The 15888-nt window shown below is 63.6% G+C and carries 16 protein-coding genes and 2 tRNA genes; 7 read left to right on the plus strand and 11 right to left on the minus strand.

Annotation, left to right across the window (positions count from 1 at the left end):
• Window positions 1–45 precede the first annotated feature (45 nt).
• Entirely contained in the window at window positions 46–768 is a 723-nt protein-coding gene (locus tag OXC99_00400) for a 3-oxoacid CoA-transferase subunit A (GenBank protein ID MCY4623461.1), read from the minus strand.
• Window positions 769–951: 183 nt separating this feature from the next.
• Between OXC99_00400 and OXC99_00405 the strand changes: the two genes are divergently transcribed.
• Together OXC99_00405 and OXC99_00410 are read left to right on the plus strand one after the other, a co-directional pair.
• Window positions 952–1806 (plus strand): amidohydrolase family protein, encoded by an 855-nt coding sequence (locus OXC99_00405; protein ID MCY4623462.1) that lies wholly within the window; start codon window positions 952–954, stop codon window positions 1804–1806.
• 64 nt (window positions 1807–1870) lie between these two features.
• Window positions 1871–2038 (plus strand): hypothetical protein, encoded by a 168-nt coding sequence (locus tag OXC99_00410; GenBank protein ID MCY4623463.1) that lies wholly within the window; start codon window positions 1871–1873, stop codon window positions 2036–2038.
• Window positions 2039–2124: 86 nt separating this feature from the next.
• Here OXC99_00410 and OXC99_00415 read toward each other — a convergent pair whose 3' ends face one another.
• On the minus strand, window positions 2125–3438 hold the full coding sequence (locus OXC99_00415) for an MFS transporter (protein MCY4623464.1): 1314 nt from the start codon (window positions 3436–3438) through the stop codon (window positions 2125–2127).
• 315 nt (window positions 3439–3753) lie between these two features.
• Here OXC99_00415 and vsr point away from each other — a divergent pair, with 315 nt between their 5' ends.
• Together vsr and dcm are read left to right on the plus strand one after the other, a co-directional pair.
• On the plus strand, window positions 3754–4164 hold the full coding sequence (gene vsr, locus OXC99_00420) for a DNA mismatch endonuclease Vsr (protein ID MCY4623465.1): 411 nt from the start codon (window positions 3754–3756) through the stop codon (window positions 4162–4164).
• Window positions 4161–5135: a DNA (cytosine-5-)-methyltransferase gene (gene dcm / locus OXC99_00425; GenBank protein MCY4623466.1), complete on the plus strand. Its 975-nt coding sequence runs from the start codon at window positions 4161–4163 to the stop codon at window positions 5133–5135. The genes vsr and dcm overlap by 4 nt, the downstream gene beginning before the upstream one ends.
• Here the strand turns inward: dcm and OXC99_00430 are convergent, their stop codons facing one another.
• Entirely contained in the window at window positions 5136–6002 is an 867-nt protein-coding gene (locus tag OXC99_00430; GenBank protein ID MCY4623467.1) for an HNH endonuclease, read from the minus strand.
• 529 nt (window positions 6003–6531) lie between these two features.
• Between OXC99_00430 and ggt the strand changes: the two genes are divergently transcribed.
• Window positions 6532–8226, plus strand: coding sequence for a gamma-glutamyltransferase (gene ggt / locus OXC99_00435; protein ID MCY4623468.1), 1695 nt, complete (start codon window positions 6532–6534; stop codon window positions 8224–8226).
• 83 nt (window positions 8227–8309) lie between these two features.
• A complete protein-coding gene (locus OXC99_00440; protein MCY4623469.1) occupies window positions 8310–8693 on the plus strand; it encodes a VOC family protein in 384 nt (127 codons plus the stop codon).
• A 6-nt stretch (window positions 8694–8699) separates the two neighbouring features.
• Here OXC99_00440 and OXC99_00445 read toward each other — a convergent pair whose 3' ends face one another.
• The 4 genes from OXC99_00445 to OXC99_00460 form a co-directional block, all read right to left on the minus strand.
• Entirely contained in the window at window positions 8700–9245 is a 546-nt protein-coding gene (locus OXC99_00445) for a protein-tyrosine phosphatase family protein (GenBank protein ID MCY4623470.1), read from the minus strand.
• 154 nt (window positions 9246–9399) lie between these two features.
• Window positions 9400–9487 (minus strand) — tRNA-Ser (locus tag OXC99_00450).
• 48 nt (window positions 9488–9535) lie between these two features.
• Window positions 9536–10825, minus strand: coding sequence for a serine--tRNA ligase (serS, locus tag OXC99_00455; protein MCY4623471.1), 1290 nt, complete (start codon window positions 10823–10825; stop codon window positions 9536–9538).
• 163 nt (window positions 10826–10988) lie between these two features.
• Window positions 10989–12404, minus strand: coding sequence for an amidase (locus OXC99_00460; GenBank protein ID MCY4623472.1), 1416 nt, complete (start codon window positions 12402–12404; stop codon window positions 10989–10991).
• A 113-nt stretch (window positions 12405–12517) separates the two neighbouring features.
• Here OXC99_00460 and OXC99_00465 point away from each other — a divergent pair.
• A tRNA-Ala gene (locus tag OXC99_00465) sits at window positions 12518–12593 on the plus strand.
• A gap of 560 nt (window positions 12594–13153) precedes the next feature.
• Here the strand turns inward: OXC99_00465 and OXC99_00470 are convergent.
• The 4 genes from OXC99_00470 to OXC99_00485 form a co-directional block, all read right to left on the minus strand.
• The gene (locus tag OXC99_00470) at window positions 13154–14062 is read right to left on the minus strand and encodes an alpha/beta hydrolase (GenBank protein MCY4623473.1); all 909 of its coding nucleotides are present in this window, start codon (window positions 14060–14062) and stop codon (window positions 13154–13156) included.
• A 41-nt stretch (window positions 14063–14103) separates the two neighbouring features.
• Window positions 14104–14994 (minus strand): 4'-phosphopantetheinyl transferase superfamily protein, encoded by an 891-nt coding sequence (locus OXC99_00475; GenBank protein ID MCY4623474.1) that lies wholly within the window; start codon window positions 14992–14994, stop codon window positions 14104–14106.
• A gap of 19 nt (window positions 14995–15013) precedes the next feature.
• Window positions 15014–15259, minus strand: coding sequence for a phosphopantetheine-binding protein (locus OXC99_00480; GenBank protein ID MCY4623475.1), 246 nt, complete (start codon window positions 15257–15259; stop codon window positions 15014–15016).
• A gap of 151 nt (window positions 15260–15410) precedes the next feature.
• Window positions 15411–15888, minus strand: a 478-nt coding sequence (locus OXC99_00485; protein ID MCY4623476.1) for a hypothetical protein, incomplete at its 5' end; no start/stop codon positions are given.

Here is a 15888-nt window from a genome sequence, read left to right on the forward strand (position 1 = left end):
AATCGAAGGGCGAACGGACCCTGCTATATGAACCTGTGCTGCCCCCTACGCTCGCCGGTTCGGAGTGTCCCAGATCCCCTCCGGCGGCGGCGGTATCTTCACGACTCGATCTACCACGATGCCCGGCGTGTGGATGCTGTCCGGGTCCAGCTCGCCCAGCTCCACGATGTCCTGCTCGACCTCAGCGATCGTGATCTTCGCGGCCATGGCCATCACGGGGTTGAAGTTCCGCTGCGACCGCCGGAACTGCAGGTTGCCGAAGGTGTCCGCGCGGTACGCCCGCACGAAGGCGTAGTCGGCGTGCAGTGGGTACTCCAGCACGTAGGTGCGCCCGTTGAAGACGCGGTGCTCCTTGCCCTCGGCCGTCTCCGTCCCGACGCCCGTGGGCGTGTAGAACGCCGCGACGCCCGCGCCCGCAGCCCGCATACGCTCCGCCAGCGTACCCTGCGGCACCAGCTCAGCCTCCACCTGCCCCTGCTCGTTCAGCTTCTCGAAGAGATTTGCCCGCGACGGGTGCGGCGCGGCGCTGAAGGCGCAGACCATCTTGCGGATTTGCCCGTTCTCCACCAGCTTGCCCACGTCGACGACCTCGCCCTGTCCGCCGGTGTTGTTGGAGATGCCCGTCAGGTCCTTCGCGCCCTGCCGCACCAGCGCCATGATGAGGTTCCTCGGCACCCCGATGCCCGCGAAGCCTCCTGACATGAACGTCGCGCCGTCCGGCACGTCGGCGACGGCCTCGTCGAAGCTCGCATAGACCTTGTTCTTCATAGCCGCACAGACTCCATGCGTAGGAAAATTCGGATTGCGGGCTCATTCTAGCATAGGCGGGTGTCGTGTCCAGCACAGCCCCGCCACTGACGGTGCGCGCTCCGCCGTTCAGGTGTAAACTGACGGGCGTCGACGAGGCACTCTGGCGCCTCCACGTCGGCGTCAACGACAAGGAGCAGAGCAATGGCAACGCGTACCCCCATCATCGACTCCCAGGTGCATTCCTACGAGCGTAACAGCCCCGAACGCCCCTGGGTCGGCAGCCTCGACGGCCCCGCCGAGATCAACGGCGACCAGATGGTCGAGGCCATGGACGCCGCCGGCGTCGACGCCGCGCTCCTCGTCTCGCCCTACTCCATGTACCGCTTTGACGGCACCTACGCCCTTGAGGTTGGCGCGAAGCACCCGACACGGTTCGGCCTCATCAAGCCCTTCGACCCCCACTCCGAGTCCGTCGAGGAAGACGTTGTCGAGTGGGTCCGCAACCCGGGCGTTGTCGGCGTCCGCCTCATGCTCACCCGTGCGCCCTATGAGGAAGGCGACCCCGGCATAGACCGCCTCTTCGACGCCGCCGGACGGGCCGGCGTGCCGCTGAACGTCATGGCGTCCGGCCAGCTGCCCCTCTTCCGCACCTACGCGGAGCGCCACCCGGACACCCAGCTGGTCATCGACCACGTCGGTCTGGTCACGTACAACTATCCGCCCATCCCGGACGAGCCCTTTGCGGACATCCCTATCGTCGCCTCCCTCGCCGAGCTCGACCACATCGCCATCAAGATCTCCGCGGCCTGCACGCTGTCCCACGAGCCCTTCCCGTACCCGGACATCTGGGAGCCCCTGCGAATCCTGTTTGACGCCTTCGGCATCGACCGCTGCATGTGGGGCACCGACTGGACCCGCACCGTCGGCCTCCTCACCTACAAGCAGGGCGTCGACGCCTTCCGCGTGGCCGACGAGCTCTCGGACGCGGAGCGCGCCGCCCTCATGGGCGGCACCCTGTCGAAGATCTACAGCTGGTCCCCCGGCGCGCCAGCCTAGCCCATCGCTACGCCCTGACACAGCTCACTTGCCCGAACGTCGCGGCGCCCGCTACGTTCACTGCATGGCAAACGCTGCACGCCCTTACGTAACGGTTGGCATCGCCAAGTGGCCCTCAGGTTATGTGGATGCAGGCGAGCTCGATGCCAACGCGATCTCTCGTCCCGCCAGGGTGCCGGTGCGGCGGGTCGGTGAGGAGGTTGCACCTCAAGAAAAAATCTTTGTCTTGTAGCTGAAATGTGCCGTGTTGGCTACAGATCCTGTCAGGTTGTTTTGCCGCTGCCTCGGCGTTGCCGGGAAGGACTGCCCGGCGGTATCCTACCCCGCGACCGCCTCGCTCGCCGTGCGTTGCCGCCTCGGCGGCGCCGCCAGGAACACGACGCCCGCCGCGAGAACCCATGTGAACGTCGCCAGCAGGAACGCCTCGCGGTACGTGCCGAAGATGTCGAACATCCCCGCGATCAACAGCGGGCTCACGGCGCCGCTCAGCGTCACGAAGGGCCGCAGGACGCCGTTGATCGCCCCCAAGTTCTGCCTGCCGAAGTAGTTCGCGATGATCAGCGGGCGCATGATGAAGAACCCGCCCAGCGCCAGCCCGTGCGACGCCCCGGCAATGATGAGCGTCGGCACATTGGTGATGTTCAGGAACAGCATGATGCTCACCGCCGTCAGCAGCGCTTGGATCACCAGCAGGTAGCGCACCGGGTACCGCTCGGCCACCACGCCCCACACCAGCCGGACGCTGATGGAGCACACGCCGTACGCCGTCGCCGCCCACGCCCCGACGGCCGGCGAGAACCCGATGTCCTCAAAGTACGGGATCCAGTTGGCGTGAAAGCCGCCCATGCCCAGCATGGAGAGGAAGAACGCCAGGATCAGCAGCCAGAAGGCGTACGTGCGCATCGCCTGTCGCCGAGTGAAGCTCTGCTCCGCCCTCGACGCGATGCGTCGTTCGCCCTGCGCCGCCCCCGCCCGTTCGCCTTGAGCCTGTCGAAGGGTCGCCGGTTCGGGCTCCCTCGCGCCGTCGGGCAGCAGTCCGATGTCCTCGGGCCTCGACCGCACCATCAGCGCCAGCGGCACCATGATCGCCATCGACCCAATGCCGAGGACCACCCAGGCGTCGCGCCAGCCCACCAGCGTGATGATGCCGTGGACCAGGAAGGGGAAGAACAGCGGCCCCATCGCCGTGCCGGTGGAGGCAATCGCCACGGCCCGCCCGCGCATGCGCACGAACCACTTGGGCACGATGGCCACCGTCAGCATCTCCGCGCCGCCGACCATCGTGAGCGCCCCCAGCGCGCCGAACAGCACGTAGAAGAGCACGATGTTGTCGACCCACTTGAGGGTGATGAGCGAAAAGCCCATGGTGAGGCCGGTGAGCAGCATGAGGATGCGGGGGCCGGAGCGGGTGTCCTGCATCGGCCCGATGAAGGGCGAGAGGACGCCCCCCACGATGGCCCGCAGCGTGAACGCCCCAAAGAAGGCGGAGCGCGCCCAGCCGAGCTCGTCCGTCATGTGCGACGCGAAGACGCTGGCGCCCCAGACGCTCCCGCCGCTCTGCACGGCCCCCGCGAGGATGGATGCGATGACCACCAACCAGCCGTAGAAGAACCGTGGCCGAGGATTGCGCATGCGTCCCCTTCGGTGTAGCTGCGGGCGTCGGAGCTGTCGGCGTCGGCACGCCGACGGGCGGTAGCTAGGGAGTGTATGGGGGTGGGGGCAGGGGCGTCAAATGGGGGGGAGGACGGGACAAGAATCTATGTCGAGGGTATTGACTTTTGGGTACAGTGAGGATTACAAGAATAAAGCATGGCGATGTTAAGAGCGGTTGTTACGTCCGAAGAAGCCGAGAGTACTGGCATCGTCTCTGCCGTCCCCCAAGAAGGCTTATCTAGACTTATCCTGTGAGTGAGGCACACTGTCTAAAGGGGGCATGCCATCTGCCCGTTGAGCCGCAGTGAAAATATGAAGAGAATCCGGGCTTACAACACGACGCCGGAGTTATCTGTTAGAAAACTGCTTCATGGGCTTGGGTATCGCTTCCGGCTCCACAGAAGTGATTTGCCAGGTCGCCCGGATGTCACTTTGTCTCGCTATCGAGCGGCACTTTTTGTCAATGGGTGCTTTTGGCATGGGCACGGCTGTAGACGGGGTCGAATGCCTAAGTCAAATCTGTCTTACTGGTTGCCTAAGATCCAAAGAAATCAGGAACGCGATCGCAAGAATTACGATGCCTTGATTAAGTCTGGGTGGAATCCCGTCATTGTGTGGGAGTGTGAGGTGAAGGATCAGGATTCGCTGAAGAATCGGCTGCAGGTTACCTTACAGAGGTCGCAAGGGGAGGCTAGAGCATCGTGAGCCCCTCAACATATACGTTGGCATCATTCTTTAGTGGGATCGGCGGTATTGAGTTAGGGTTTGAGTTGACCGGAGCTTACCAAACTGTCTACCAATGTGAGATTGACAGCTTCTGTAGGTCTTTGCTGGAACGACACTGGCCCGAAGTATGGCGAACACAAGACATCAGGGAGATTCGAAATGAAGACTTACCAACTGCCGATGTCTGGGTTGGAGGTTTCCCCTGCCAAGATGTCTCTCTGGCAGCAATGGGCCCAAGAGCAGGGCTTGGAGGAAAGCGTTCTTCTCTCTTTTTTGAATTTTATCGCTTACTTAGAGAAGGACGCCCCAGAGTTTTCGTCATCGAGAACGTTCCAGGTTTGCTATCTAGCCACTCAGGGCGAGACTTCGGAATCGTCATCCGGTCGTTGGCCGAACTCGGGTATGGCGTGGGATGGCGTGTGCTTAACAGCAAGAACTTCGGAGTCCCCCAATCTCGCCAAAGAGTCTATATTGTTGGATGTCGTGGAGACTGGAGAGGTCCCGGACAGATACTTTTTGAGCCCCAACGCAGCCAAGGGAATGATTCGACGGGCCGACCGAATGGGGCGGAACCTGTTTCCCCCTTTAAGAAGATCTTTGGAGATCTTATCAAGGGGCCAGTTGTTCAAGGAATAGCCTATTGCCTTTATGCGTGCTCAGCTAGGCATACGGGGACAGACTGGAGTCGCACGTATGTGAGTTACCCGGATGGAAGAGTACGAAGACTAACGCCGTTAGAGACGGAAAGGGTACAAGGTTTTCCTGACGGTTGGACAATGCCTGAAGATGCTTATGGTGACCCAGACAAGCTTGATAGCTTGAGATATCATGCGCTGGGCAATGCAGTTACAGTCCCGGTGGCCCAATGGCTTGCTACGAGAATAGCGCATTATCTGTACCAATCTGCTACACCCTTGATGCAAGAAGAAGAAGCGCCGGCAGCTGTATAGCTAAATCATGTCTAACTCCTGGTTAAGCTGCTGAAGCAGGGATTGGTTGGGTCTGGCAGCAGCCTCTACAGGTAGTCTTCCTTCCGGAATTGGGCCAATATGGTCCTTCAAACATTCGAGACTAAAGGCTGGCACTTCTTGGATGAAGTAGTCGCTTATGTCTCCGGGGACTTCGACCGAGAATTGACCATGATTTGCGGTTATGCGAATTAAACCCTCGTCAAATGCCCAATGGTGAAGTTTACATAGACAAATTCCATTGAAGACAACATCAAGTTCATACTCTGACCAAGGCAATATGTGCGCGGCGTCGACACCAGGTAGCCGATTCCTTTTTGTTGCTGGCAAGTGTCGACCACAGACCGCACAAGTGGAGTTATAGGCCTTCCTTACTAGTGCCCTGAATTTTGCGCTGGCTGCTCCCCGACTGTTAGCCCACCGTTTCCATTCTCTAATGACCCTTCGCCGTAGTTCGGGCTCTTCGGGATCAATATCATTCATATGTGACAAAGGCTCAGGCACTTCAAGCTCAAGAACTTGGGTCAAGTATTGGAGAACATCTGTGCCTCCACTATAAGGAAGGCCAAGGTCACTTGCCTGTTCAGAAATTAATTCCTCTAAGGAGGTTACGACACGTTCAGTTGAGGTACCTACAGGGGTAGGTGATTGTATGGATGATTCGTGCTCTGCAAGCAGCACTGCAACATCATCCGGCAAATGGGTTTTCTTATCCCAAACATTCTTCAGTGCCGCTAAACGCTGTTCAAGGTGTAACTCGTCAGCCTCAAACATCTGGTTGCGTAGAGTAATCGTATCCAATCGAAGTGTTGCCTTGTCCACAGCAAGCTCAACTTCGGCAACCTGCAAATGGTCAATGGCGTATTGATTACGTCTAACGACCGGGGTTCCGCCACCCAGGCTATTGTTTGCTCTGACAGGGTGAGGGAGTAGGAGAGCAGCTGCAACTTGGCGTTGGATCTGAATTCCGCTGTTCTCAATTCTCCGTATACGTAGCTTGCCTCCTTGTTGACGTAATTCGGTTGCAGTATCTAGGGTAAGTCCTCCTCCGAGGGCCAAATGAATCCTTCGCCCTACAATGTCATGAGGAGTAGTGCCATTGCACTCTTCACTGATTTCGTATTCGCCCCTTCCCCCACTCGTCCTTCTACTGATACGCATTTTGCTCCCGTCACATGCTTTCTTTGGTGCAACCAATTCTAGATGGATGCCGATTCAGAAACGATTCCTTTACGGCAACCGGGTCAAGTGAAAGTTAACTGTTGCAGGGTCTCGAGTGCAAGAAGCATCTCTTGCACTGAATGGATGCACCCCTTCCCCCACTCGCACACATCCCCTATAGTCCACCCAAACGCACTCTCGCCGCAGGAGGCCCGACATGGCGACCACGCCCCACGGTCAGCTCTTCGCGTCCAACCGGCCCGTCGTCATGGGCCGGCGGGGCATGGTGTCCAGCGGTCACCCGCTGGCATCGCAGGCCGGCATCTCGACGCTGCAGCGGGGCGGCAACGCCGTCGACGCCGCGCTGGCCGTCGCCGCGGCCGTCAGCGTCGTCGAGCCCCTCATGTCCGGCATCGGCGGCGACGGCTTTATCATGGTCTACACCAGCGCGGACGACGCCCTGCAGGTAATCAACGCCACCGGCTCCGCGCCCTATGAGGCCACGCTGGAGCGCTACCAGGCCACCGGCATCCCCATGAAGGGCGTCCTCTCCACCTCCGTGCCCTCGCTGCTCCGAGGCTGGACGGCGATGCACCAGCGCTACGGCACGCTGCCCCTGTCCGACGTCCTCGCCCCCGCCATCGACCTCGCGGCCAACGGCTTCCCCGTGTCGCACCTGCTTGCGAAGAACATCGCCGAGGACCCGGTGCTCACCGTCTTCCCCACGTCGGCGGCGGTCTACGCGCGGCAGGGCCGGCCGGTTCGCGCCGGAGAGATGCTCTACCAGGAGGACCTCGCCCGCACCTTCGAGCGCATCGCCGCCGAGGGCGAGGGCGTCTTCTACGAGGGCGATGTCGCCGAGGAGATCGTGCGCTTCATCGAGGAGCAGGGCGGGCTGATCACGATGCGCGACCTCGCCGACCAGCGCGCCCGCTGGTCTGACGCCATCTCGACGACCTACCACGGCCACACCGTCTACGAGGCCCCGCCCAACTCCAGCGGCCACGTGCTCTTGCAGGAGCTGAGCCTCGCCGAGCAGTTCGACCTCCGCGCCCTCGGCTGCAACACCGCCGAGAGCGTCCACGTCATGGTGGAGGCCAAGCGCCTCGCCTTCGCCGACCGCGAGGTCTACATGGCCGACCCGGAGTGGGTGGAGGTGCCCGTCCCCGGCCTGATCTCAAAGGAGTACGCCGCCGAGCGCGCCAAGCTCATAGACCCGGCCCGCGCCATGGACGGCGTTCCGCACGGCGACCCGTGGCGCTACCAGGGCTCGCAGCCGCCGAGGGCCACGGCAGGCGTCTCCGCGCCGCGTGAGGACACCACCTGCTTCTGCGTCGTCGACCAGTGGGGCAACGCCGTCTCCATGCTCCAGAGCCTGCAGACGGCCTTCGGGTCCAGCATTATCGCGGGCAACACCGGCGTGCTGCTGAACAATCGCATGACCTACTGGCACCTGGATCCGAACCATATCGACGTCCTGGAGCCCGGCAAGCGCGTGCGTCACACGATGAACCCGGTCATGGTCTTCAAGGACGCCGACGAAGGCCGCAAGCTCGCCCTCGTCTGCGGCACCCCCGGCGCCGACACCCAGGTGCAGACCAACTTCCAGGTCGTCACCCACGTCCTCGACTTCGGCATGACCGTCGCCGAGGCCGTCGAGGCCCCGCGATGGCGGCACGTGCAGGACGGCACGGAGTCGACGATACCGCACACCGCGCCCGACGAGCTCCGCATGGAGGGCCGCTTCCCCGCCGAGGCGCTCGACGGCCTCCGCGGCCGCGGCCACCCCGTCTCAGTCATCGGCGACTGGGCGGCCACCGGCAGCGAGGTGATGATCCAGGTGGACACGGAGACCGGCGCCCTCTACGGCGCGGCGGACCCCCGTCGCGACGGCTACGCAGTAGGGTGGTAGACTGCGCCCAGGGACAGACATAACCGTTCGCCCTGAGCTTTTCGAAGGGTTGCACGAACGGACCGGACAATGGAGGTGACGAGATGCAGCAGACGGAGATGCAGATCAAGACCACGGGCATTGACCACGTGGTGCTGTGGGTCAACGACCTGGAGCGGGCCAAGGCGTTCTACGTCGACCTGCTGGGGATGACGGTGAACCATGAGGGCGGGGGCAATTGCTTCCTCTGGTGCGGCAACGACCAGGTGGCGCTGTTCAAGACCCGGGGAGGCGCGGTCACCGAAGGCGGCATTGAGCTCAACCACATGGCCCTCAAGATGGCGCCGGAGTCCTACGAGGCCACCAAGGCCCGCCTGGAGAACGCCGGCGTCTACGTCCACGGCCGCCCCGGCGACGACACCTGCATCTACTTCGACGACCCGGACGGCCACGGCCTTCAGCTCCTCTACAAGGGGTATGACGGGTAGGGGGGCTTAGGCGGTCGGCTCGCCCCAGTTGCGCACATAGTCGTGCTGCTCGTCCGTCTGTGGCGTCCGCAGGATGCGGGCCGACTTCTCGGCGCCCTGCCACCACTCGGCGATCAGCGCGAGTGCATCCTCGCCCGTGTGCCCGTGGCGCACCAGCCAGCACCCGACGGTCGTGCCGGTGCGTCCGACCCCCGCGAGGCAGTGCACGTACACCGTCTCGCCGGCGTCGATGGCATTGTCAATCGAGTCAAGGATGCCCGTCATCTGGCCCGGTGAGGTCGGGATGTCCATGTCGATGATGGCGTGCCGCTCGTACCCAACTACTACTCCCCTGCGCCGTGCCTCTTTCACAAGGTCGTAGGTGTAGGGCTTGTTCGCACCCCTCTCCGTCAGGTCGACGAAGTGCGTGACCCCTGCATTGAGGAGCGCGTGCATGTTCTCCAGCGACGGGCGGCGCGGGGTCATTCCGGGGTATTCGCCTGCCAGGAAGCGGCCGGGGATCACCCAGTAGCTGTTGGCGATGGGGCGGACCAGCGTCTCGACTGTGGGCATGTTGCCTGCCTCCTCTTGTACGGATGTGCGCACTCCTGCTTCTAGTGTGACGCACGAAAGGGGCCGGTCAACGAACGGAACGTTAACGTATGACGAAATCAGTAAAAAGGTGAAAGTCTGTGAAGTGAAATGCTCATGGCCGAGGGCTGCTGCTTGGCGGAGGGAGTGGGATTCGAACCCACGGTGAGTTGCCCCACACCTGTTTTCAAGACAGGCGCCATAGTCCGCTCGGCCATCCCTCCGCGTTGCGGCCCCGGTCCAGCCTGGCCCGCTCGCCCTCGCCGCGCGCGTCACACGATCGTGTCCGCGCCGATGTACGGGCGCAGCGCCGACGGCGTCTCGATCGTCCCGTCCTCGCGCTGGTACGTCTCGATCACGGCGATGATCACCCTCGGCAGCGCCAGCCCCGAGCCGTTCAGCGTGTGCGGGTATTGGGGCCGCGCGCCCGCCTCCGGCCGGTAGCGAATATTCGACCGCCGCGCCTGGAAGTCCGTGCAGGTCGAGCATGAGCTCACCTCCAGCCACTCCTCGCAGCCCGGCGACCACACTTCGATGTCGAACGTCATGGCAGACTGGAACCCCATGTCGCCCGCGCACAGCGACAGCACCCGGTGCGGCAGCTCCAACCGCCGCAGCAGGTCCGACGCGTCCTCCACCAGCGATTCCAGTGCGGCCTCCCCCTGCTCCGGCTCCACAAGTTGGTACATCTCCACCTTGTTGAACTGGTGGACGCGCTTGATGCCCCGCGTGTCGCGGCCCGCGGCGGCCTTCTCACGGCGAAAGCATGGCGTCTGCGCGACGTACTTGATCGGCAGCGCGTCCGGCCCCAGGATCTCGTCCCGGTGCAGCCCCGTGAGCGCGACCTCCGCCGTCGGAAGCAGCCACAGGTCCTCCTCCACGTCGCGGTACAGGTTGTCGCCGAACTTGGGCAGGTTGCCGGATCCCAGCATCACCTGCTCGCGCACCATCGCGGGCAAGGCCATCTCCGTGTAGCCGTGCTCACGCGTGTGCACGTCCAGCATCCAGCTGATGAGCGCGCGCTCCAGTCGAGCGGCCGGGCCCGTCAGCACATAGAAGCGCGCGCCCGACAGCTTGGCCCCGCGTTCCATGTCGATGATGCCCAGCTTCTCGCCCAGGTCCCAGTGCGCCAACGGCGTGAAGCCGTACGACCGAGCCTCACCCCACGAGTTGGCGACGGTGTTCGCTGACTCGTCGAGGCCGTCCGGCGTCGAGTCCAGTGGCAGGTTGGGTAGCTCCAGCATGAGCGTCTCGATGGTCGCTTCTGCCTCTCGAATGGTCTCGCCAAGGGCCTCCACCCGCTCGTTGACTGTCTGCGTCTCCGACCGAAGCTCCTCCAGCCGGGCCGGATCACCGCCGCCGCTGCGGGAGGCCGCCATGAGCTGCCCGAACTCGCGGCTCAGTTGGTTGTGCGTCGCCCGGAGCGTGTCGCGCTCTGTGACGGCGGCACGGCGCTCCTCGTCCATCCGCAGCAGCTCCGCGAAGTCCGGCTCCTCCCCACGACGCGCGAGTGCGGCCGCGACCTCGTCGGGCGCTCGGCGGATTTGGTCGATGTTCAGCATGGCTGCAGGCGGTCCTTCGGTTGGGATTGGGGCGAAGATGGAAGTGCGTCAATTAATCATAGCTTGGCGGCCACGGTGGTGGAAGAGGGCGGGCCTTTGCGGCACACGGCGCGAACCCGGTGCGTCGCGGCGCTCTCAATGACTAGCCCTTGCCTGCAAAGCCCTACAGCGCCGGCGTCCGCTTGTGCCAGTCCGTGCTTTGCTCGTAGGCGTGGGCAAGCCGAAGCAGGGTTCCCTCAGCGAAGGGCTTGCCAACAAGCTGGAAGCCGATGGGCATGCCCGCCGACGTAAAGCCGCAGGGCACCGAGATGGCAGGAAACCCCGTCAGGTTGAACGGCTGCGTGTACCAGGTGACCGCCGTCCGCAGGTCCATATCGGTGCCGCCGACGGTTACCCGGTCTTGCCCGATAGGCGGCGCCGTCAGCGGCAGCATCGGCAGCGCCAGTGCGTCGAATTCCGCCATGGCCGCCAGAAGCTGCCCGCGTATCCGCGACTGCGCCTCCCGCGCGAGGATGTAGTCCGTCGCGGTGTTGTTGCGCCCGCCCGACAGCCGTCCGAAGACGTCCTCGCCGTAGTCGCCGGAGCGCGCATCGAGCCACTCCCGGTGGTACGCTGCGGCCTCCGACGAGATGATGACGAAGTTGTGCGGCAGCGCGTCACGCAGCAGTGGAAGCTCCACCGGGTCGACGAGCGTCGCGCCGAGGCTGCCCAAGTGCGCGAACGCCTCCTCCACTGCCTGCTCTAGCTCGTCGTCCATCGGCAGCCGGTAGTCGCCGCGCACCACGCCGATGCGCAGGCCCCCCGCCCCTCCGGCCATCGCGTCGAGGAAGTTGGGCACGGCCGCGTCGACGCTGTTGGGGTCGAGCGCGTCGTAGCCCGCGATGGCCTGCAGCACAACGGCCGCGTCGGCCACGCTCCGGGTCATCGGCCCCACGGTGTCCAGCGACGTCGAGAGCGGCAGCACGCCGCGCTTGCTGACCCGCCCGTACGTCGGCTTCAGCCCGACTATGCCGCAGAATGCCGCGGGTATGCGGATGGAGCCTCCTGTGTCGGACCCCAGCGTTGCGGCGCAGAGGCCGGCGGCCATGGCCGCGCCGGACCCGCCGCTGGAGCCGCCGGTCACGCAGTCCGTGTTCCACGGGTTTCGCGCCGGCCCATAGTGGGCGTTGTTGTTTGTGATGCCGAAAGCGAACTCGTGCATGTTGAGCTTGCCCAGCAGCACGGCCCCCGCCTCTGCGAGCTTGGCCGCGGCGGGGCAGTCCTCGTCCGGCACGTTCTCCGCCAGAATCTTGCTGCCGCCGGTGGTGGGGATGCCCGCAGTGTCATAGAGGTCCTTCAGCGCGATGGGAATGCCGTGCAGCGGCCCGCGATTCCGCCCCGCCGCGATCTCCGCCTCCGCCTGCCGCGCTCGCTCCATCGCGAGGTCGCCGGTGACGGTGATGTAGGCGTTGATGCGCGGCTCCAGCGCCTCGATTCGCTCGAGGTATGCCTGCGTCATCTCCACGGGCGAGATCCGCCCGGCGGCGATCTCCCCGCTGGCCTCTGCGACGCTGAGCAGGTGCAGTTCCGTCCCGGGCATGGCGTTCCTCCTCATTGGACGACTCGCGCCCAAGCATAGGATGGCGCGCCCTTGGGTGGCAAGACGCGGCGAGTGCCGTCGCGTGGCGGAGTCGTGCTATAATTTGGAGTCGAGGGGATATAGCTCAGCTGGAAGAGCGCTGCGTTCGCAACGCAGAGGTCGGGGGTTCGAATCCCCCTATCTCCACCACCGGCCAATCCTCGCCCATCCCTCATTGGCCCAGGAATCCCCTATTTTGTAGCTGAGAAACGCCAAAGTGGTACTCTGTCGTGTCCCATGCATCCCCCAAGTTTCCACGTCAAGTGTGGCAATATATGTGGGAACGGATCACGACGGAGGGGGATGCCATGGCACTCTTGGCGACGCGGCTGAGGGCGCGGCGCTTGTGGGTAAGCTGAACGGTGTTGAGGACCAGGACGGCATCGTGACTCCCGCAGCCCGAGGATCTTCGGCTCGCAGCGGGAACGACTCTGCAAGCAGGTCGTGTATACATGCCGGCATTCGCGACCGGCGCCCTTGCTTGCCTTAGTCGTCACCCTCGCCAAGGGCGAAGGGTTCAACATGGCCGTCCAATCGACCGCTTCCAAGTGTTCCGAAATGAATTTGTGTGGTGGACCCATTGTGAAGATACCGATGATCCAGACGCCTCAGGCGCCATGCCCCAAATGACTCCGCCTCTGCTTCTGCGCAGTGATTCCTCTTGCCGTGCCCGTCAAACGGGCTGCGCGCGCTCCCTTCCGCCGGCCTGGTCAAAGCTTCGGCAAGTGTAAGAGGAACTCGCGGAGCGCCCTGGCGCACTCCTCCGGCTTCTCCAGGGGCAAAAAATGCGTGGTATCGGGGAGGAAGTCGTAGTGGACTATGGCGACGTCGCTCAGGTCCAGCGTGGGGAGGTAGGAGTACGGCAGCGTGGGGTCAGCGCCAATGACCTTGAGGGGACAGCGCATCGCCTCGAAGTCTACGGCAAGGAAGAAGATTCTCGCGTAGTCGATAATCTGTGCCTCGTACTCCGGCGGACACCGCAGATCGAAGCCCTCCCCATCCCTGCTTTCCCGAAGGGTTGCCTTTGCGATGAGGTCATGGGCCTCGGGCGCCATGCGCTGGAAGGCGGGGATATAGGGCAGGATGGAGGAAAACTCGTCTGTGGTGCGAAAGCGCGATGTCCGGCGGCGGACCATTGCGGCAGTGCGGATCGCAACTCCGTCGAATTGCTCATCGGACACGTTGGGCTTCCGCAGGGGAGGGTCGTACAGTATCAGGGCTTCGTATCCGCTTCCCATGGTGGATGACAGGAGCGCTGCAATTGACGACAGGGAGTGGTAGACGCCGATCTTGGGCTTCTTTCCAAAGCCCTCGTCAACGGCCTCAAGAATGCGGTCATGATCATCGACCAGCGTGGGCACGTTGTGCCGGTCAAGCGAAGTCAGTTCGTTCCAGCCGTGGTTCCGCAAGTCGTAAATGATAACGTCGAACTCGTCTGTCAGCAGGGACCAGAAGGGATAGTAGAGGTCGGTTGCCAGGCCGTTGCCATGAGACAACACCAGCCGCTGGCCGTCCGGGTTGCCGTGGCGCCGCACGATGATTGTGGTATCGGCATCCACGGGAACGCCCACCGTCTCCAACGGTTCAGGAACGTCCCACACAAATTCCGCTTCTGTCATCGTTGTGCCTGTTCTCCACCCATGGAAGTGGGTCTGCCGTGTCAGGCCTGACGCAACTCCTCTTGAGCGGCATGTGCGGTCGGCGAGGTTGCCCGCTCCCTGCCGGGCGCCATCTCATGCGCAATCGCGGCCGCGAAGTCTATTGTGCCCAAGTCTTCCACCCACCACCGGACTGTCGGCAGGTGGGGGAAACTGAATACTGCCCCTGGGTCGCCCTGAAGCAGAGAGGCGGGCACCTGAAAGGTCGCAACGTCCAGGTAGAGCCCGGTGCCGAGGGCTTTGACGAGGGCCTCCTTCACGGTCCCCAGCCGGTAGAATCGCTCCACCTTCACATGGCCTGCCGCTGACGCCATCGCAGCCCGCTCGTCCCGCCCGAAAACCGTCTCGGCCAGCCCGTCCAGGTCGCGCTTGTCCGAGCGTTCCTCCACGTCGATGCCGATCTGCCCTTCGGAAGCCAGCGCAATCAGCCCGTGACGCCCGCTATCGCTGACGTTGAAGTGCATCGCCGCGGGGGAACCGCACACGACGGCGTAGGGCTTGCCGTGATCCGCGGTCTCGAATGAGAGGTCCGCGTTGCCGCACGACAGCCGCTCACAGAGGAGGGACCGGAGCGCGGCGCGCAGCAGGGTGTACCGCCGGCTCGATTCCGGGAAGACGTACCGCGCGGCGCGGGCATGCTCGTGATCATCCAGCCACGGGCCCGCCAATGCCTCCCGGGCGCCGTCGAGCGCAAGGTCGACGTGGAAGACATCAGCGCCGCCGATCTCCCGGAACGGGCGCCACCACTGTTGGGCCGCCGGAATGCGCATGGACCGCATTATAGCGGGTGCGGGCGGCAGCGCCTCATGCACATCAAGCGCCCGTCGCACCGGCCTCTGGGCTTGCTGCAGCGTTCCATTCCGCTTCACTTCGAGGGGCCGTGCGACGGGCATTCGCTTGCCTGCGTACAGGTTAGGCCGCTTCCTTCTCCAAGTACTCGATCACGTTCGCGAGGGTCTGGAAATTCTCGCAGTCGCCCGCGCTCATATCGAGGTTGAACTCCTGCGCCACGACCTTCATGAATGCGACGAAGTCGACCGAGGACACGCCCGCGTCAGCCAGGCTCTTGTTCGCGTCCAGTTCCCGGCCGATGGGTCGGCCTTCGACCTCCAGGTTCTCGTCCACAAGCTTCCTGAGACGTTCTTCTATCGTTGCCACAACATTACCCCCCTTTGTTTCATCAGAATGCCAGTTTATCCTACCTGAACGGATATACGTGGTCAACGTTCATTTGCTCTGGGACTGCCTTGTATGCTCTGTTCGTGTCCTCCTTCCACAAGCGTTGAGTAATCCGTTGCGCGCCGTGGTCTCAACGGCTCTGCACCCACAGGCTCCGGCGCTGGAAGGCGTAGCCTGGTATCGACACCCGGCGGCGCGTTTCTCCCGCGAACAGCCCGGCAAACGCGACCGACGCCCCCGCCTCGTACGCCCGCGCAACGGCGTCTGGGAAGCTGCTCGAACGGTCGACGAAGGTGGCCGCCGCCGCGTCCGGGCCGCCGCTCGGCCACTGCCCTGCGGCCGTGCCTGCACCGTCCGAGCCGCCGATCTCGGCCACCAGCTCGACGCCCGTGCCCGCGAGCGCTTCAAGGCACGTCTCGAACGCCGCCGTGTCGCCGGTCAGCTTCCGCCAGTGCGTGTTGTCCAGGATGTCGGACGGCTGGAGGACGACGCCCGTCACGCTGCTCACCATCGTCGTCGAAGGCCGGTTGACGGCGACTTGCGGCAGGGCGGCCTCGGGGCCGCTGAGGGCCACCGCGAGCCGCAGCCCGTCTTCCAGGCTGAGGGCC

The sequence above is a fragment of the Chloroflexota bacterium genome (assembly GCA_026713825.1).
In the GTDB taxonomy this organism is placed as follows: domain Bacteria; phylum Chloroflexota; class Dehalococcoidia; order Lucifugimonadales; family UBA1127; genus UBA1127.

What these genes read in the sequence shown, in the direction of transcription:
- OXC99_00400 (MCY4623461.1), bottom strand. Translation starts at nt 768, where the DNA reads ATGAAGAACAAGGTCTATGCGAGCTTCGACGAGGCCGTCGCCGACGTG.
- OXC99_00405 (MCY4623462.1), top strand. Translation starts at nt 952, where the DNA reads ATGGCAACGCGTACCCCCATCATCGACTCCCAGGTGCATTCCTACGAG.
- OXC99_00410 (MCY4623463.1), top strand. Translation starts at nt 1,871, where the DNA reads ATGGCAAACGCTGCACGCCCTTACGTAACGGTTGGCATCGCCAAGTGG.
- OXC99_00415 (MCY4623464.1), bottom strand. Translation starts at nt 3,438, where the DNA reads ATGCGCAATCCTCGGCCACGGTTCTTCTACGGCTGGTTGGTGGTCATC.
- ggt (MCY4623468.1), top strand. Translation starts at nt 6,532, where the DNA reads ATGGCGACCACGCCCCACGGTCAGCTCTTCGCGTCCAACCGGCCCGTC.
- OXC99_00440 (MCY4623469.1), top strand. Translation starts at nt 8,310, where the DNA reads ATGCAGCAGACGGAGATGCAGATCAAGACCACGGGCATTGACCACGTG.
- OXC99_00445 (MCY4623470.1), bottom strand. Translation starts at nt 9,245, where the DNA reads ATGCCCACAGTCGAGACGCTGGTCCGCCCCATCGCCAACAGCTACTGG.
- serS (MCY4623471.1), bottom strand. Translation starts at nt 10,825, where the DNA reads ATGCTGAACATCGACCAAATCCGCCGAGCGCCCGACGAGGTCGCGGCC.
- OXC99_00460 (MCY4623472.1), bottom strand. Translation starts at nt 12,404, where the DNA reads ATGCCCGGGACGGAACTGCACCTGCTCAGCGTCGCAGAGGCCAGCGGG.
- OXC99_00470 (MCY4623473.1), bottom strand. Translation starts at nt 14,062, where the DNA reads ATGACAGAAGCGGAATTTGTGTGGGACGTTCCTGAACCGTTGGAGACG.
- OXC99_00475 (MCY4623474.1), bottom strand. Translation starts at nt 14,994, where the DNA reads ATGCCCGTCGCACGGCCCCTCGAAGTGAAGCGGAATGGAACGCTGCAG.